At 71.6% G+C, this 17,023-nt stretch carries 14 protein-coding genes; 13 read left to right on the top strand and 1 reads right to left on the bottom strand.

The window, feature by feature from the left end:
- Positions 1-87: 87 nt before the first annotated feature.
- Positions 88-480: a hypothetical protein gene (locus tag EV371_RS33280; protein ID WP_165436608.1), complete on the bottom strand. Its 393-nt coding sequence runs from the start codon at positions 478-480 to the stop codon at positions 88-90.
- Positions 481-1,194: 714 nt separating this feature from the next.
- On the opposite strand from EV371_RS33280, the gene EV371_RS33275 reads away from it, so the two are divergent.
- From EV371_RS33275 to EV371_RS04875, 13 genes are all read left to right on the top strand, one after another.
- Positions 1,195-1,890 carry an SDR family NAD(P)-dependent oxidoreductase gene (locus EV371_RS33275; RefSeq protein ID WP_165436607.1) on the top strand — a complete coding sequence of 232 codons (696 nt, stop codon included), beginning with the start codon at positions 1,195-1,197 and terminating at the stop codon, positions 1,888-1,890.
- 9 nt (positions 1,891-1,899) lie between these two features.
- On the top strand, positions 1,900-3,507 hold the full coding sequence (locus EV371_RS04930; RefSeq protein WP_130460997.1) for an MFS transporter: 1,608 nt from the start codon (positions 1,900-1,902) through the stop codon (positions 3,505-3,507).
- A gap of 89 nt (positions 3,508-3,596) precedes the next feature.
- On the top strand, positions 3,597-4,436 hold the full coding sequence (locus EV371_RS04925; RefSeq protein WP_130460996.1) for a siderophore-interacting protein: 840 nt from the start codon (positions 3,597-3,599) through the stop codon (positions 4,434-4,436).
- 79 nt (positions 4,437-4,515) lie between these two features.
- Positions 4,516-7,377: a DNA primase gene (gene dnaG, locus EV371_RS34085; RefSeq protein WP_130460995.1), complete on the top strand. Its 2,862-nt coding sequence runs from the start codon at positions 4,516-4,518 to the stop codon at positions 7,375-7,377.
- Between the two features lie 3 nt (positions 7,378-7,380).
- Positions 7,381-7,917, top strand: coding sequence for a hypothetical protein (locus tag EV371_RS04915; RefSeq protein ID WP_130460994.1), 537 nt, complete (start codon positions 7,381-7,383; stop codon positions 7,915-7,917).
- A gap of 120 nt (positions 7,918-8,037) precedes the next feature.
- Positions 8,038-8,970 carry an ABC transporter ATP-binding protein gene (locus tag EV371_RS04910; RefSeq protein WP_130460993.1) on the top strand — a complete coding sequence of 311 codons (933 nt, stop codon included), beginning with the start codon at positions 8,038-8,040 and terminating at the stop codon, positions 8,968-8,970.
- A gap of 10 nt (positions 8,971-8,980) precedes the next feature.
- Complete coding sequence (locus EV371_RS04905; protein ID WP_486484909.1) at positions 8,981-9,784, top strand: ABC transporter permease; 804 nt, start codon at positions 8,981-8,983, stop codon at positions 9,782-9,784.
- A 61-nt stretch (positions 9,785-9,845) separates the two neighbouring features.
- Positions 9,846-10,655, top strand: coding sequence for an ABC transporter permease (locus tag EV371_RS04900; RefSeq protein ID WP_130460991.1), 810 nt, complete (start codon positions 9,846-9,848; stop codon positions 10,653-10,655).
- A gap of 148 nt (positions 10,656-10,803) precedes the next feature.
- Positions 10,804-11,754 carry a YihY/virulence factor BrkB family protein gene (locus EV371_RS04895; protein WP_130460990.1) on the top strand — a complete coding sequence of 317 codons (951 nt, stop codon included), beginning with the start codon at positions 10,804-10,806 and terminating at the stop codon, positions 11,752-11,754.
- Between the two features lie 191 nt (positions 11,755-11,945).
- A complete protein-coding gene (locus EV371_RS04890; RefSeq protein ID WP_130460989.1) occupies positions 11,946-13,124 on the top strand; it encodes an ROK family protein in 1,179 nt (392 codons plus the stop codon).
- Entirely contained in the window at positions 13,121-14,668 is a 1,548-nt protein-coding gene (locus tag EV371_RS04885; protein WP_130460988.1) for a sugar ABC transporter ATP-binding protein, read from the top strand. Before EV371_RS04890 ends, EV371_RS04885 begins: the two co-directional genes overlap by 4 nt.
- The gene (locus EV371_RS04880) at positions 14,665-15,795 is read left to right on the top strand and encodes an ABC transporter permease subunit (protein ID WP_130460987.1); all 1,131 of its coding nucleotides are present in this window, start codon (positions 14,665-14,667) and stop codon (positions 15,793-15,795) included. The genes EV371_RS04885 and EV371_RS04880 overlap by 4 nt, the downstream gene beginning before the upstream one ends.
- A gap of 100 nt (positions 15,796-15,895) precedes the next feature.
- Positions 15,896-16,978 carry a substrate-binding domain-containing protein gene (locus EV371_RS04875; protein WP_130460986.1) on the top strand — a complete coding sequence of 361 codons (1,083 nt, stop codon included), beginning with the start codon at positions 15,896-15,898 and terminating at the stop codon, positions 16,976-16,978.
- Positions 16,979-17,023 lie beyond the last annotated feature (45 nt).

Below are 17,023 nucleotides of genomic sequence, written 5' to 3'. Positions count from 1 at the left end.
GCTGCGCGCGCCGGCTCCGCCCCGGTCCGCGCCGGCTCCGCACCGGTCGGCCCGGGCCGGGCGGGTTCCTTCGACTGAGCGGTCATCTCAGGAGAACGTGTTGGTCTGGGTGCCGTGGTCGCCCAGGTAGACACCCTGGGCGCCGCGAAGATCGGTGGTGTATCGCGCGGCGGACTCCCCGCTGCCCGGGAAGGTCAGGGCGAGCACCCGCAGCGCCGCCTCGGCCAGGTCACGATCGTGCTTGGCGCCAGCGTTGGTCAGCTCTGCCACCAGCCGGCCGTACTGGCCGACCGGATCCGCGCGGTACGCGTCCACGATCTCCGCGCCGGCGTCGCGGTCACGTTGTCCGCCCGTGAGTCGGCGTCGTACCAGGGCGACCAGGCCGGCGTAGGCGTCCTGGACGGCTGTCGAGGCGGCGCCGGAGACCCCGGCTGCCGCACCGGCCACCAACGCGGTCACCACGACGGTGATGGGATCCATCAGACTCTGCTCCTGTCGCGCTGGCGGGTGGGACTGCGCTGGCGGGTGGGACTGCGCTGGCGGGTGGGACTGCGCTGGCGGGTGGGACTGCGCTGGCGGTGGGACGAGGCCGGGAGCCGTGCCGCCTCGGGCCACGGTTGACGAGGCAGCGTCCGGGCCATGTGTCTATCAATCCACTGTGGGCACTACAAGCCCCCTGACACCAACCTGACAAGGGCTGCCCGAAGGTGGCGAGCGCCCGGTGGATGGTCCGGGTCCGGGTCGGCCGAACGGCGGTCCGATTCGCTACGCGCCGCCCGGCCGTCTCCTGACCGGCGGAGGGCGCGGCGGAGATCGCACGGAACCGGCGAGTGCCGCCGATGGCGAGAGATTCGAGTTCGAGCCCGGCGGCTACCACGAGCGGCGGTACAAGTCCTGCGGCGAGGACACCAGCAAGGGCAACAACAGCGGGCGCGAGACCGGCGACCTGTGCTGGCGGAGCGGCTCCGGGGCACCGCGCCAGACCTGAGGGTCCGGGTACGGCACGACACCGGCAGCGGCCCGTCGGCGCCCGGAATCCGCCCCCGACCGCCTCGCTGCCCGGAATCCGTCCCCCAGGGCCCCGCTGTCTCCCGCAGTGCCCGTCGGTCATTACCCGATCATGGCCGCACGCCCGCGCCGCAGGTGGAACCCTCCTTGGTAGGACCGCGTGGTCGACGAGGGGTGGGAGTGGGCATGCAGGCCAGGACGTTCGTGGTGGACGGCGGCACGAGTGGGCTCGGGATGGAGGTGGCCCGGATCCTCGCCGCCGACCATCGGGTCGTGATCCTGGGCGACGTCCCCGGCGAGGTGTCCCGGGCCCGCGACGAACTGGGTTGCGACGGCATCGTCTGCGACATGTCCCGCAGCGAGCAGGTCCGGGACGCCCTGGCGGAGGTCGTCACCCGGTACGGTCCGATCGACGGGCTGGCCCACTGCGCGGCGATGTGGGCCGGCGGAAGGCTGGAGGAACTCTCCCCGGAGGCGATCCGCCGGGCGGTCGAGGTGAACGTGCTGGGTACGGCGTACCTGATGCACGAGGCGCTGCTGCGGATGCGGGAGCAGGGGTACGGCAACATCGTCTACATCAGCGCGCTCGCCACCGACGTGCCCCGGCCGGGCATCCCGCTCTACCGGGCGACGAAGAGCTTCGGCACCAGCCTGGTCGAGTCGCTGGCCGAGGCGCAGGGCAGCAACAGCATCAAGGTGATGGAGATCCACCCCGGCCCGATGCCGACCAGGCTCCAGGAGCGGGTCGGCGCCGACTTCCTCGACACGACCTTCGCGCCGCCCGAGCAGGTGGCGTCCGAGGTGGTCCGGCTGATGCTGCTCGGCGCCGACGACCTGTACGTCTCGGGCCAGAGAGTGCTCCGCGCCGACGGACGTTGGTAGCCCGGGGCGATGGTCAGCGCCGGGCCGGCTTCCGCCGAGCCACCACCCTCGGCATGGGCGCCACTGCGGGTGGCGGCCTATCGCAGCCTCTGGGTGGCGATGCTGGTCGCCAACATCGGCACCTGGATGCAGACCGTCGGCGCCCAGTGGCTGCTGATCGACGAGCGGAACGCCTCGACCCTGGTCTCCCTGGTACAGACCGCGAGCAGCCTGCCGATCCTGCTGCTCGCGCTCCCCGCCGGTGCCCTGGCCGACACCCTCGACCGGCGTCGGCTGCTGATCGCCGTGCAGTTCTTCATCGTCGGGGTGGGGGTGGCGCTGACCCTGCTCACCGCGGCCGGTCGGATGCCGCCGGCACTGCTGCTCACCCTCACCTTCGCCTTCGGGGTCGGGCAGGCGCTCACCCTGCCGGCCTGGGCCGCGATCATCCCCGACCTGGTGCCGCGCAACCTGCTGCAGCCCGCGTCCGGGCTCGGCTCGATCAGCGTGAACGTGGCCCGCTCGGTCGGCCCGGCGGTGGCCGGCGTGCTGATCGCCCGGATCGGCGTACCGCTGGTCTTCGCCCTGAACACCGTGGCCTTCCTCTTCTTCGCGCTCACCCTGATCCGGTGGCGGGCCGGCAACTCCCGCTCGGTCGAGGTGCCGGAGCGGTTCACCGCGGCGCTCCGGGCCGGTGGCCGGTACGTCCGGCACTCGCCGATGGTGCAGCGGCTGCTGTTGCGGGCGCTGCTCTTCCTGATTCCCGGTAGCGCGCTCTGGGCACTGCTGCCGCTGATCGCCAACCAGCGGCTCGGGCTCGGCGCCGGCGGGTACGGCGTGCTGCTGGCCGCGCTCGGCGTCGGTGCGGTGGCCGGCGGGCTGGCGCTGCCCTGGGTCCGGGCCAAGCTCTCGCCGAACCTCTTCCTGCTGGTCGCCGGGCTGGCCTACGGGGCGGCGACGCTCGTGGTGGCGCTGGTCCCGATCGAGGCGGTGGTGCTGGTCGCGCTGGTACCGGCCGGGCTGGCCTGGGTGACGGTGCTCTCCAACCTCACCGCGGAGATGCAGCTCTTCCTCCCCGGCTGGGTACGCGCCCGCGGCCTCGCCGTCTACCAGGTGGTGTTCGCCGGTGCGCAGGCGATCGGCGCGCTGGCCTGGGGCATCGTCGCCGACGCGGCGAGCCTGATCCTCGCGCACGTCGCCGCCGGGTTGCTGATGATCATTGGTGCGCTGACGGTGAGGATGTGGCCGCTGCCGGACCTGCGTGCCGTGCGGCAGGACCCGGCGACGCACTGGCCCGACCTCGAACTGGTGCACGAGCCGGACCCGAGTGTCGGGCCGGTGATCGTGGTGGTGACGTACACGGTCCGGGAGGATCGGCGGGAGCGGTTCGTCGCCGCCATGCAGGAGGTCCGGGCGGCCCGACGGCGTACCGGCGCGTCGCGCTGGGGCCTGTACCGGGAGGGCGAGTCGGGGGACCTCTTCGTGGAGATCTACGAGCTTTCCTCCTGGGACGAGCACCTGCGCCAGCACGGCGGCCGGCTGACCAAGGCGGACCAGGTGGCCGAGCTGCGGGCGCTGGAACACGCCGAGGGGCTGCCACAGGTCAGCCACCTGCTGCCGGCCGAGGCAGCCCCGTGAGGTGTCCCCGCCCCGTGAGGTGTCCCCGGGGCCGGGCGGGCCGGTGGCCCAGGCTGGGCGGGCCCGGCGACTTAGGCTAGCCTAAGCTCATGGCGGAAAGTTCGAAGGAAACCGGGATCAGGTACGCCGAGGTGCTGCGGACGGCGTGGCTCACGCCACACATGATCCGGGTGGTGCTCGGCGGAGAGGGGCTGGCCGGGTTCGCCGCGGACACCTACACCGACCACTACGTGAAGTTGATCTTTCCGCCGGCCGGTGTCGACTATCCGGTGCCGCTCGACCTCGACCTGGTCAAGCGCGAACTACCCCGTGACCAGTGGCCCCGGCTGCGCACGTACACCGTGCGGGCCTGGGACGCGGCGGCCCGGGAGCTGACCCTGGACTTCGTCTACCACGGCGACCGAGGGCTGGCCGGCCCGTGGGCCGCCGGAGCCCGGCCGGGAGACCGGGTGATGTTCCGGGGGCCCGGCGGCGGGTACGCCCCGGACCCGACGGCCGACTGGCACCTGCTGGTCGGCGACGAGAGCGCCCTGCCGGCGATCGGTGCCGCGCTGGAGCGGCTGCCGCACGGCGCCCCGGCCCGGGTCTTCGTCGAGGTCGCCGGCCCGGACGAGGAGCAGCACCTGGCCACCAAGGCGTCCGCCGAGATCGTCTGGGTGCACCGCGCCGGACGGGTCGTCGGCGAGGCCCTCGTCGAGGCGGTGCGCGCGGCCACCTTCCCGCTCGGTGACGTGCACGCCTTCGTGCACGGTGAGGCGTACTTCGTCCGCGAGCTACGCCGGATGCTCCGCGGCGAACTCCGGGTGCCGAAGGAGCGGCTCTCCATCTCCGGTTACTGGCGTCGCGGTGACGACGACGAGAGCTGGCGGGCCGCCAAGCCCGACTGGAACCGGCAGGTCGAGGCCGAGGAGTCGGTGACCGCCCGCTGAACCGCCTCGCGCACCGGCCACCCCTTCGCCGCCCACGTCCGCCCGACAGGGCAGGATGTAGCCCGGAGGGGGTGAGGCGGTGGCCGGGCGGATCCGTGACGAGGACATCGCGCTGGTGCGGGAGCGCACCTCGATCGCGGACATCATCTCCGAGACCGTCACGCTCCGGTCGGCCGGCGGCGGCAACCTCAAGGGACTCTGCCCGTTCCACGACGAGAAGACCCCGTCGTTCACCGTGGCCCCTGCTCGAAATGTCTATTTTTGTTTTGCCGGTGACACCAGGGTGCTCACCAGGTCCGGCGTACGGGAGATCCGGGACATGGCCGGAGGCAGCCACTCGGTGCTGACCACCGGGGGGCGGTGGGTCGAGGCTCCCTTCTACTCGTTCGGTGAGCAGCCCGTCCTGCGGGTGCACCTGAGCCGGAACGGGCAGAAAAAGGTGATCCGGGCGACGGTGAACCACCGCTGGTTCGTCCGGGCGGGGCGGGACCGCAAGCGGCACCTGGAGCGGGTGACGGAACAGTTGCGGACAGGTGACCGGCTGGCTTACGCCTATCCGCGGTCGCTGACCACGCGCGACGGTGGCCACGAACTGCGCCCGTCCCCGTACGGGATCGCCCGGGGCATCGTCTTCGGCGACGGCACCCTGCTCAGTGGCGGCAGCGTGGCCCTTCTCTACGGCGGCAAGGACGCCGAACTGCTCAAGTGGTTCCCGCTGAGCCACACCTACCAGCGAGACAACGGGCTGACCGTGACCGGCCTGCCGGCGTACTTCAAGACGGAGCTGCCACCGCTCGACGAGTCGCTGTCCTACCTTTTCGGTTGGCTGGCCGGCTACTTCGCGGCGGACGGGGACGTCGCCGCCGACGGTTGCATCTCGCTCAACTCGACCTCACGCACCCACCTGGAGTTCGTCCGCGACCTCTGCACCCGGATCGGCGTCGGCAGCTACGGCATCCGGGAGTACATCCGTACCGGCTTCAAGGACTACCTCCGGCCAAATGGCGAGCTGGGGTACACCGGCCCGGTGTACCGGCTGACCCTGATGGGTTCGGACCTGCCGGAGGACTTCTTCCTGATCTCCGCCCACCGGGAGCGATTCCTCGCCCACCGCAAGGCGTACGAGCGCCGGGGTTGGACCGTCGAGCGGGTCGAGGACGACGGCGAGGTGGAGGAGGTCTTCTGCCCGGTGGTCGAGGGCACCCACGCGTTCGTGCTGGAGGACAACATCCTCACCGGCAACTGTCACGGCTGTGGGGCCGGCGGGGACGCCATCAAGTTCCTGATGGACGCCGAGCACCTGACCTTCGTCGAGTCGGTCGAACGCCTCGCCGACCGGGCCAACATCCAACTGCGTTACATCGAGGCCGGCCCCGCCCCGGTCCGGCCGCAGCAGGGCCAGAAGCAGCGGCTGGTCGCCGCGCACGCCGCCGCCGCCGAGTTCTACGCCGGCCAGCTCGGCACCGCCGGGGCCCGGGCGGCGCGGGAGTTCCTGGCCCAGCGCGGCTTCGACCGTACGGCGGCGCAGACGTACGGCTGCGGTTTCGCCCCGGACGCCTGGGACCTGCTCACCAAGCACCTACGGCAGAAGGGCTTCACCGGCCAGGAACTCGTCACCGCCGGGCTGGCCCGCGAGGCGCGATCCGGCTCGCTGATCGACCGGTTCCGGCGCCGGCTGCTCTGGCCGATCAAGGACCTGACCGGCGACGTGATCGGCTTCGGCGCCCGCAAGCTGTTCTCCGACGACGACGGCCCGAAATACCTGAACACCCCCGAGACGCCGATCTACAAGAAGTCGCACGTGCTCTACGGCATCTCCCAGGCGAAGCGGGAGATCGCCCGGCAGGGGCGGGCGGTGATCGTCGAGGGGTACACCGACGTGATGGCCTGCCACCTGGCCGGCGTACCGACGGCGGTGGCGACCTGCGGCACCGCCTTCGGCGCGGACCACATCTCGGTGCTGCGCCGGCTGCTGATGGACACCGACGCGGTGGCGGGCGAGATCATCTTCACCTTCGACGGTGACGCCGCCGGGCAGAAGGCGGCGCTGCGGGCATTCGAGGACGACCAGCGGTTCGTCGGGCGTACCTTCATCGCGATCAGCCCGGACAACATGGATCCGTGCGAGCTTCGGCTGGCAAAGGGCGACCTCGCGGTCCGGGACCTGGTCGCCCGCCGCGAGCCGCTGGTCGACTTCGCGCTGCGCCAGGTGCTGCGCCGGTACGACCTGGACACCGTCGACGGTCGGGTGGAGGCGATGCGCCGGGCGGCGCCGCTGGTGGCCAAGCTCAAGGACCGGGAGAAGCGCCCGGAGTACGTCCGCAAGCTCGCCGGCGACCTCGGCATGGAGATCGAGCCGGTGCAGCGGGCGGTGCTCGATGCCGCCGCGCAGGGGACCGGGCAGTCGCGCCGGGGCAACGGTGCCGGGCCGACCCCGCCGCAGCGGCGGACAATCGAGCCGGTGGTGGACAACCCGCAGTCGCTGGTGGAGCGGGAGGCGCTCAAGCTCGCCCTCCAGGTGCCGGTGCTGGCCGGCCCGATGTTCGACGCGCTCGCGGCGGAGGTGTACCTGCACCCCGTACACCGGGTGGTCCGGGCCGCGATCGAGGCGGCCGGCGGCGCGACGGCGGCGACCACCGGGGCGGTCTGGATCGAGCGGGTCCGGGACGCCTGCGGCGACCTGGCCGCCGCGGCGCTCGTCGGCGAGCTGGCCGTGGAGCCGCTGCGGCTCGACACCGAGCCCGACCCGCGGTACGTCTCGATCACCCTGGCCCGGCTGGAGTGGGGTTCGGTGACCACCCGGATCCGGGACCTGAAGTCGAAGGTGCAGCGGGTCAACCCGACGGCGAACAAGGACGAGTACTTCGCGCTCTTCGGTGAGCTGCTCTCTCTGGAGCAGCACGCACGAGCCCTGCGCGAGCAGGCGATGGGAGGGCTGTAGCCGATGGAGGCGTTCAACCTGTTCCGTCGTGGCCGGAAGCTGCCGGCCGATCGGCGTCCGGCGCTGGAGCGCGGCGAGCGGGTGCTGGACTGGGCCAGGGTGGGTGACGGCGACGAGATCGTGGTGGTCACGGACCGGGGGCTCTGGCTGCCGGGGGAGGCCGCGCGGCTGGGCTGGCACGAGGTGCACAAGGCGATCTGGTCGGGTCGGGACCTGGCGATCACCCCGGCCGAGCCGGTCGGGGAGCGGGCCGGCTACCGGGTGGTGGCCGACGGGCCGGTCCGGACGTACCTGCTGGTCGATCCGGGTGACGTGCCGCACCAGGTACGGGCCCGGGTGACCCGGTCGGTGGCGTACACGGCACACCACGGGTTGCCCGACGGCGGTCTGCGGATCGCGGCCCGCCAGGTGCGCGGCGTCGACGGCCTGACCTGGACGGTCCGCTACGACCCCGGTACGCCGGTCGACGACCCGGCGGTGGTGGCCGAGACCGACCGGCTGGTGGCGGAGGCCCTGTCCGGCGTCGACCCGGACCTCTGAGTCTCCGCCCGCCGTCGGTGATCCGACCCGGAGCCGGCCCGGTTGCTGTCGGGCCGACCCGGGAGCCGGCCCGGCAGAAACTCGGTGGACGTGTCGGACCCGGCGGCTAGGGTCGAGCCCGTGGCAAAGGACGAGATCCTCATCCGGGCGCGAGGGCTGGTCAAGCGGTTCGGAGAATTCACTGCGGTCGATGGGATCGACGTCGACGTGCGGGCGGGGGAGGCGTTCGGCTTCCTCGGGCCCAACGGCGCCGGCAAGAGTTCGACGATGCGCATGGTCGGCTGTGTCTCGCCACCGACCGACGGCGAGTTGCAGATCATGGGGATGGATCCCCGGCGGGACGGTCCGGCGATCCGGGCCCGGCTCGGCGTCTGTCCGCAGTCGGACAACCTCGACCCGGAGCTGACCGTCCGGGAGAACCTCACCACCTATGCGCGCTACTTCGGCATCCCGCGCCGGGTGGCCCGGGAGCGCGCCGCCGAGCTGCTCGACTTCGTGCAGCTCGCGGAGCGGGCGGGCAGCAAGGTGGAGCCACTCTCCGGCGGGATGAAACGCCGGCTCACCATCGCCCGCGCGCTGGTCAACGAGCCCGACATCGTGCTGCTCGACGAGCCGACCACCGGGCTGGACCCGCAGGCCCGGCACCTGGTCTGGGAGCGGCTCTTCCGGCTCAAGCAGCAGGGCGTCACGCTGGTGCTGACCACTCACTACATGGACGAGGCCGAGCAGCTCTGCGACCGGCTGGTGGTGATGGACGGGGGCCGGATCGCCGCCGAGGGCTCGCCGCGCTCGCTGATCGACCGTTACTCCACCCGCGAGGTGGTCGAGCTGCGCTTCGCCGCCGAGAGCCAGGAGGCGTTCGCCGGCAAGCTGGACGGGCTCGCCGAGCGGATCGAGGTGTTACCCGACCGGATCCTGCTCTACGTCACCGACGGCGACGCCGCGGTGGCCGAGGTGCACGCCCGGGCGCTGACCCCGAGCAGCGTGCTGGTCCGGCGCAGCAGCCTGGAGGACGTCTTCCTGCATCTCACCGGCCGGACGCTGGTGGACTGAGATGGCGCTTCTGGAGGCCGCGGCGGCCACCCGACCGCGGACCGGACTAGTCGGGCGGTTCCCCGCGCTCGCCGTGCTCGAATATCACCTTGTCGCCTACCGCCGCACCTGGCGGGCCGGTGTCTTCTCGTCGTTCCTGTTGCCGCTGCTCACCGTCCTCGGCTTCGGGGTGGGCGTCGGGGCGTACGTCGACGCTCCGGTGGCCGGGGTGTCGTACCTCGACTTCCTCGTGCCGGGTCTGATCGCCTCGACCGCGCTCCAGGTGGCGATCGGCGAGTCGACCTGGCCGGTGCTCGGCAACTTCGAGTGGGTCAAGATCTACTTTGCGCAGGCCGCGACGCCGCTGCGGGTCGTCGACATCCTCGGCGGTCAGCTCGGATTCGTGCTGTTCCGGGTGCTCACCAGCAGCCTCGCCTTCCTGCTCGTGGCGGCGGCCTTCGGCACGCTGCACTCGCCGTGGGCGCTGGCCACGCTCCCGCTGGTGGCGCTGATCGCGGCGGCGGTGGCCGCGCCGGTCTTCGCCTACAGCTCCTCGGTGCGCAGCGACAGTTACCTCGCGCTGCTGTTCCGGTTCGGGGTGATCCCGATGACCCTCTTCGCCGGGGTGTTCTTCCCGGTCGAGTCGCTGCCGGCGGTGCTGCGCTGGCTGGCGTACGCGTCCCCGCTCTGGCACGGCGTGGACCTGTGCCGGGCCGCCACCCTCGGCGTCGCGCCGACCTGGTCGGTCGCTGGCCACCTGCTCTACCTCGCCGCCTGGGTGGCCGTCGGGTGGTTGCTGGCGCGCGCGGCGTTCCGTCGCCGACTGGTGGTCTGAGCCGCCGCCGGCCAGTCTCCACCAGCACCCCTGTCCGACCCGAACCAGAGGAGAGGCTTCCGTGGTCAGCATCGTCCTGCCTCGGCTGATCAGTTTCGAGGGCGCACCCCGCCGCGCCACCTCGGTGGCCGAGCGCAACGTCGCGGCGCTGAAGTCCGCGTACTGGGTGGTGCTGATCTCGGGCTTCTTCGAGCCGTTGCTCTACCTGCTCTCCATCGGCGTCGGGGTGGGAAAGCTGGTCGGCGACATGACGCTGCCGACCGGCACCGTGGTGTCGTACGCGGCGTTCGTGGCACCGGCGATGCTGGCCGCCTCGGCGATGAGCGGGGCGCTGGCCGAAACGACATTCAACTTTTTCGGCAAGATGAAGTACATGAAGCTGTACGAGGGGATCCTGGCCACCCCGGTGCAGCCGTTCGAGATCGCCCTCGGTGAGCTGGGCTGGGCGATGCTCCGGGGCAGCCTCTACTCGGCGGCGTTCCTGGCCGTGATGGTGGGATTGGACCTGACCAGCGCGGTCCGGGCGCTGATCGCCTTTCCGGCCGCCGTGCTGGTCGGCTTCGCGTTCGGGGCGCTGGGCATGGCGCTCTCCACCTTCATGCGCAGTTGGCAGGACTTCGACCTGATGGGTTCGGCCCAGTTCACCCTCTTCCTCTTCTCCGGGACCTTCGTGCCGGCCGAGGCGTACCCGTTGGTGCTGCACTGGCTGATCGAGGCGACACCGCTCTACCGCGCGGTGCATCTGGTCCGGGGCATCTCGGTGGAGGGCGGCGGCTGGGGTCAACTCGTCGACGTGCTCTATCTGGTCGCGCTGACCGCGCTCGGCCTGGTCGTCGCCGGCCGCCGGATGGGCCGGCTGCTCTGCAAGTGAGGCCACGGGTCTGCCGCGAGATTGCCGGTCGGCTGCGGCCGTTGCGCCCGACGCGACCGCCTCGGATGACTACTTTAAGTAGTTGACCGACAGCGCCGGTCCGGCGGTGGTTCGCATCGTCCGGCGGCGCCGTGGCGAGGAGGGCCGGATGACTGGCAAACGGACGGCGGGGTCACCGGGCCGGCTGCCCCGGAGCGCCTGGGCCGGGGTGCTGCGCCGGACCCTGCGGGAGGCGCAGGCGGACAACGTCACGGACTGGGCGGCGGCGCTGACCTACTACGCGGTGCTGTCGCTCTTTCCGGCCCTGCTGGTCCTGGTGGCGGTGCTGGGTCTGCTCGGCGACGCCGCGGTGCGCGGGGTCCGGAACGTGGCCCGGGACGTCGTACCCGCGCCGGCCGCCCGGGACATCCTGCTCGCCGGGATCGACCAGGTCCAGGGCGGCTCCGGGACGGCGAGCCTGGTCGCGGTCCTCGGCATCCTCGGCGCGTTCTGGACGGCCTCCGGCTACCTCGGCGCCTTCACCCGGGCCGCCAACGCCATCTACGACGTGCCGGAGGGACGACCGTTCAGCCGGACCCTGCTGCTCCGGATCGGCCTGACCGCCCTGGTCGGGCTGCTGGCGTTGGTCAGCCTGGTGCTCCTGGTGTTCAGTGGGCGGCTCTCCGCCGAGGTGGGCCGGCGACTGGGGGTGGGCGAGGCCGGAGTGACGGCGTGGGACATCGGCAAGTGGCCGGTACTGGTGCTGCTGGTCAGTCTGATCTTCGCCGTCCTCTACTGGGGGGCACCCAACGCGCGTCAGCGGTTCCGGTGGATCAGTCCCGGTGGCGCCTTCGCCGTACTGGCCTGGGCGGTGGTTTCCGCCGGCTTCGCGCTCTACGTCAGCTACTTCGCCTCGTACAACCGGACGTACGGCTCGCTGGCCGGAGTGATCGTCTTCCTGGTCTGGCTCTGGCTCTCCAACGTGGCCGTCCTGCTCGGCGCCGAGTTGAGCGCTGAGCTGGAGCGGGAGCGGACGATCCGGATGGGTGGGCCGGCGGACCGGGAGCCGTACCTCCCGCTCCGGGACGACCGCAAGCTCAGGAAACGGGACCGGGACTGAGGACCGGGAGACCGCACCGGGCGAGGTGCGGTCTTTCCTTGATCAACAACTAACTTTCGTCCGATAGGACAAAAGTTAGCGTCATCTTGGATGAAGCTCTAGACATGTGCTCCGGAAGGCTCCTACTGTGACGGGCACAGCGCGCTGGCGTTGCGTCGACGTGCACGAGTGCCTGACGGAGGTGAGTCCCTGTGCGCACCCCGGGAGCGCTGCATCTGCGGCTGCTGAGGCTGTTGCGCGACGAGGGTGCGGTGTCCCGGGCCGAACTGGCGGACCGGTTGCAGATACCTCGGCCGCGCCTGCTCGCCGAGCTGGAGCGCCTGGTCAGCCTCGGCTACGTCGCGGAGGCCGGACTCGCCGCATCCCGGGGCGGGCGCCGCTCCACACTTGTCGAACTCAGCCCCGACCTGCGGTTCGCCGCCGTCGACCTGGGCGCCAGCTCGATCGACGTCGAGGTGGTCAACGGCCGGCTCGAACCCGTCACCGCGTACGCCGAGACCAGCGACATCCGCTCCGGCCCCAAGGTCATCCTGCAGCGGGTGCACGAACTGCTGCACAAGGCGAAGGTCGACGGGGCGTACGAGCGGCTGCACGCCGTCGGCATCGGCGTACCGGGGCCGGTGAGCTTCCGGGACGGCGTACCGGTCTCGCCGCCGATCATGCCCGGCTGGGACCGCTTCCCCGTCCGCGAACTGCTGACCCGGGAGCACGGCTGCCCGGCGGTGGTGGACAACGACGTCAACATCATGGCCATCGGTGAGCGGCACGGCGGAGTGGCGCACTCGGTCGACGACTTCCTGTTCGTCAAGATCGGTACCGGCATCGGCTGCGGCATCTACCTCTCCGGCGAGGTCTACCGGGGCACCGACGGCTGTGCCGGGGACATCGGGCACATCCAGGTCGAGTCGCACGGTCCGATGTGCTCCTGCGGCAACCTCGGCTGCCTGGAGGCGCTGTTCAGCGGCGCCGCGCTGGCCAAGGAGGCCACCGTGGCGGCCCGCAGCGGCACCTCGCCGGCGCTCGCCGAGCGACTCGCCGCCTCCGGCGCGGTCACCGCGCTCGACGTCGCCGAGGGCGCCATCGAGGGGGACGTGACCTGCATCCGGCTGATCCGCGACGGTGGTCGGCGGGTCGGCGGCGTACTGGCCGGCCTGGTCAGCTTCGCCAACCCGTCGATGATCGTCATCGGCGGTGGGCTGGCCCAGCTCGGCCACATCCTGCTGGCGGAGATCCGCAGTGTGGTCTACCGGCGCTCGCTGCCGCTGGCCACCGGCAACCTGCCGGTGGTGCTCTCCGAACTCGGCCCCCGGGCGGGGGTCGCCGGCGCCGCCGTGCTCGCCACCGATGTCGCGTTCGCGGAGGCGTCATGACGGCAGCGCGGGACAGTCTGGACAGCGGCGAGGTCGTCCTCCGGCTCACCGACGTGGTGAAGACCTTTCCCGGGGTACGCGCGCTGGACGGGGTGCAGTTGGAGGTACGGGCCGGCGAGGTGCACTGCCTGCTCGGTCAGAACGGCGCGGGCAAGTCGACGCTGATCAAGGTGCTCTCCGGCGCCCACCAGCCCGACTCCGGGCAGGTGGAGTGGCTCGGCCAGCCGGTGTCGCATCGCAACCCGCAGGCCGCGATGCGGGCCGGCATCGCCACCATCTACCAGGAACTCGACCTGGTCGAGGACCTGTCGGTGGCGGAGAACGCCTTCCTCGGGCATGAGCCGCGCCGGCTCGGCTTCGTCCGGCGCGGACACATGGCCCGGCAGACCCGCCAGATCCTGGCCCGGCTCGGGCACCCGGACATCCCGCCCCGCCGGATGGTCCGCTCGCTGCCGTCGGCCGGCAAGCAGATCGTCAGCATGGCTCGGGCGCTCTCGCACGAGGCACGGCTGATCATCATGGACGAACCGAGCGCGGTGCTGGCGCACGACGAGGTCGGCAACCTGTTCCGGATCATCCGGGAGCTGACCGCGCAGGGCATCGCGGTCATCTACATCTCGCACCGGCTGGAGGAGATCCGCGAGATCGGCGACCGGGTCACCGTACTCAAGGACGGCCGGACCACCGCGGCGAACCTGCCGGCCCGGACCACCCCGACCCGCGACCTGGTCAGCCGGATGACCGGCCGGACCATCGAGTACGTCTTCCCGGACCGCCCCGCCGAGACGCCCGCGGCCGAGGAACTGCTCCAGGTGCGCGACCTCGGCCGGGAGGGCGAGTTCACCGACGTGTCGCTGACCGTGCGGGCCGGTGAGATCGTCGGCATCGCCGGCCTGGTCGGCTCGGGCCGCTCCGAACTGCTGGAGACCATCTTCGGCGCCCGGCAGGCCAGCTCCGGCACCGTGACGATGGCCGGCCGGCAGGTCCGGCCGGGCAGCGTCGGCGCCGCCGTCCGGGCCGGCATGGGGATGGCGCCGGAAGAGCGCAAGAGCCAGGCGCTGCTGCTCGGCGACCCGGTCTACCGCAACATCACGCTGGCCACCTTCACCCGCTGGGCCCGGCTGGGCTTCACCGACGCGGGCCGGGAGCGGGCCGAGGCGAGCGAGGTCGCCGACCGGCTGGAGTTGCGGCCCCGGGACGTCCGGCGACCGGTCCGGACGCTCTCCGGCGGCAACCAGCAGAAGGTCGTGGTCGGCCGCTGGCTGCTCGGCGACACGAAACTGCTGCTGCTCGACGAGCCGACCCGGGGCGTCGACGTCGGCGCCCGGGCCGAGCTGTACCAGGTGATCCGGGGGCTGGCCGCCCGGGGCGTGGGCGTACTGCTGGTCTCCAGCGAGGTGCCGGAGGTGCTCGGCCTGGCCGACCGCGTGCTGGTGATGCGGGAGGGCCGGGTGGTGCACGAGGCCCCGGCCGGAGAACTCGACGAAGACACCGTGCTCGACCTCGTGATGGCGGGGTCGCTGATGGAGGGGGCGCCAGCGTGACCGAACGTACCGAGACCGCCGCGCCGGCGGGCACGGCGCCGCCCGTGGACCGGCCGTCGTCGGTGTCGCCGGCACCGGCCGGAGCGGCGGCCCATCAGGGTGCCGGGGCGGCCGCGAACTCCACCGGCCGGTGGAGCGGCGACGCGGGTGAGGCCTTCCGGCGCAACCTGGGACTGGTCGGGGTACTGGTGGTGCTGGTCGTGATCGGCATCGTCACCCGCCCCGACCTGTACGGCGACTCGGCCTGGGTGCGGTCGAACATCTTCTCGATCCTCACCCTGGCCTCGGTGGTCGGCGTGGTGACGGTGGGCATCACCTTCGTGATCATCGGTGGCGGGATCGACCTCTCGGTGGGCGCGATCGTGGCGCTGGCCGGGGTCTGGAGCACCACGGTCGCGACCCAGAGCTTCGGCGCCGGAGGGATGATCTTCACCGCGATCGTGGTGGCGACCTGCGTCGGGCTGGTCAACGGCCTGCTGATCTCGTACGGCCGGCTGGTGCCGTTCATCGCCACCCTGGCCATGCTGGTCGCCGCCCGGGGCCTGGCCGCGGAGATCTCCGACAAGCAGACCCAGGTCTCGAACAACGCGACAATCAACGGCATCGCCAGCACGGATGTGCTGGGCATCCCGGTGCTGGTCTTCATCCTCGCCGGGGTGGTCGCGGCCGGCTGGGTGCTGCTCAACCGCACCACCTTCGGCCGGCGTACGGTCGCGGTCGGTGGCAACCCGGAGGCGGCCCGGCTGGCCGGCATCAACGTACGCCGGCACACCATGCTGCTCTACGCGCTCTCCGGCCTCTGCTGCGGAATCGCCGCGATCATGCTCACCGCGCAGGCCAACTCCGCGCAGGCGGCGATGGCGAACCTCTACGAACTGGACGCGATCGCCGCGGCGATCATCGGTGGCACGCTGCTCAGCGGCGGCCGGGGCACCATCATCGGCTCCCTGCTCGGCGTGATCATCTTCGCCACCATCACCAACCTGTTCGCGATCAACGGCCTCTCCACCGAGGCACAGAACATGGTCAAGGGCGGCATCATCGTCGCCGCCGTACTGCTCCAGCAGTTCCGGTTCAAGTCGGTCACCCAACTCCTCGCCCGCAACAGGCTCACCTCGACGAACTGACCCACCCGCAACCCCTCTCCCGGTGGCTCCCGCCGCCGGTGGCCGGCCCGGTCACCGGCCGGTGCACCCCACCCACCCCTCGAATAACCAGGAGGTCGTCATGACCCAGCACGATCCGCTCCGGCCGGTGCGCGACCTGTCCCGCCGCCGGCTGCTGCTCGGCGGGGCGGCGGTGGGCGCCGGTGCCCTGCTCACCGCCTGCACCAGCAACGAGACCGGTTCCGGTGCCGGCGGGAACGAGCAGGTCAAGGAGGCCGACAGCTCGGCCAACCCGAACAGTGCCCCGGGGCAGAAGGTCGTGATCGGCTTCTCCGCACCGGCCGCCGACCACGGCTGGCTCGCCGCGATCACCAAGAACGCCGAGGCGCAGGCGAAGGTCTACTCCGACGTGGAGTTCAAGATGGTGGCCGCCGGAGCGGACGCCGCCGCCCAGCGGGCCGCGCTGCAGACCCTGATCGCGCAGAAGCCGAACGTGATCGTCATGCTCCCGCACGACGGCAAGGAGCTGAACGCCTCCGGGCTGGCGGCGATGAAGGCCGGCATCCCGGTGGTCAACCTGGACCGGGCCTTCCCGGACGCGCTGGCGTACCGGCTCCAGATCAAGGGCGACAACTACGGCATGGGGGTCGCCGCCGGTCGCTACATCGGCGAGCAGATGAAGACCAAGGGGATCGCCAACCCGATCATCGGCGAGATCGCCGGCATCGACGCGTTGGAGCTGACCCAGGAACGATCCGCCGGCTTCGCCGCCGAACTGGCCGTCTACGGCTTCAAGGTGGCCAACCGGCGGGCCGCCCAGTTCACCGCCGACACCGGCCAGAGCGAGGCCTCGCAACTGCTCCAGGCGCTGCCCAAGATGGACGCGCTGTGGAACCACGACGACGACCAGGGCATCGGGGTACTGGCCGCGATCAAGCAGGCCAACCGCTCCGAGTTCATCATGGTCGGCGGCGCCGGCTCCAAGGCCGCCATCGACGCGATCGCGGCCGACAACAGCGTCCTGAAGGCAACCGTCACCTACAGCCCCTCGATGGCCTCGTCGGCGGTCTCGCTGGCCCGGCTCATCGCCCAGGGCAGGGGCATGTCCGACCTGGTCGAGCTGCAGGTGCCGAAGGAGATCACCTTGGCCTCCGAGACGATCACGAAGGAGAACGCGAGCGCGTACGCCAAGCTCGGGTTCTGACACACCGGGGGGAGACCCACCTTGTCCACGAACGAGAAAGAACTG

The organism is Plantactinospora sp. CNZ321, assembly GCF_004217235.1.
This window is presented reverse-complemented; position numbering and strand designations above follow the sequence as displayed.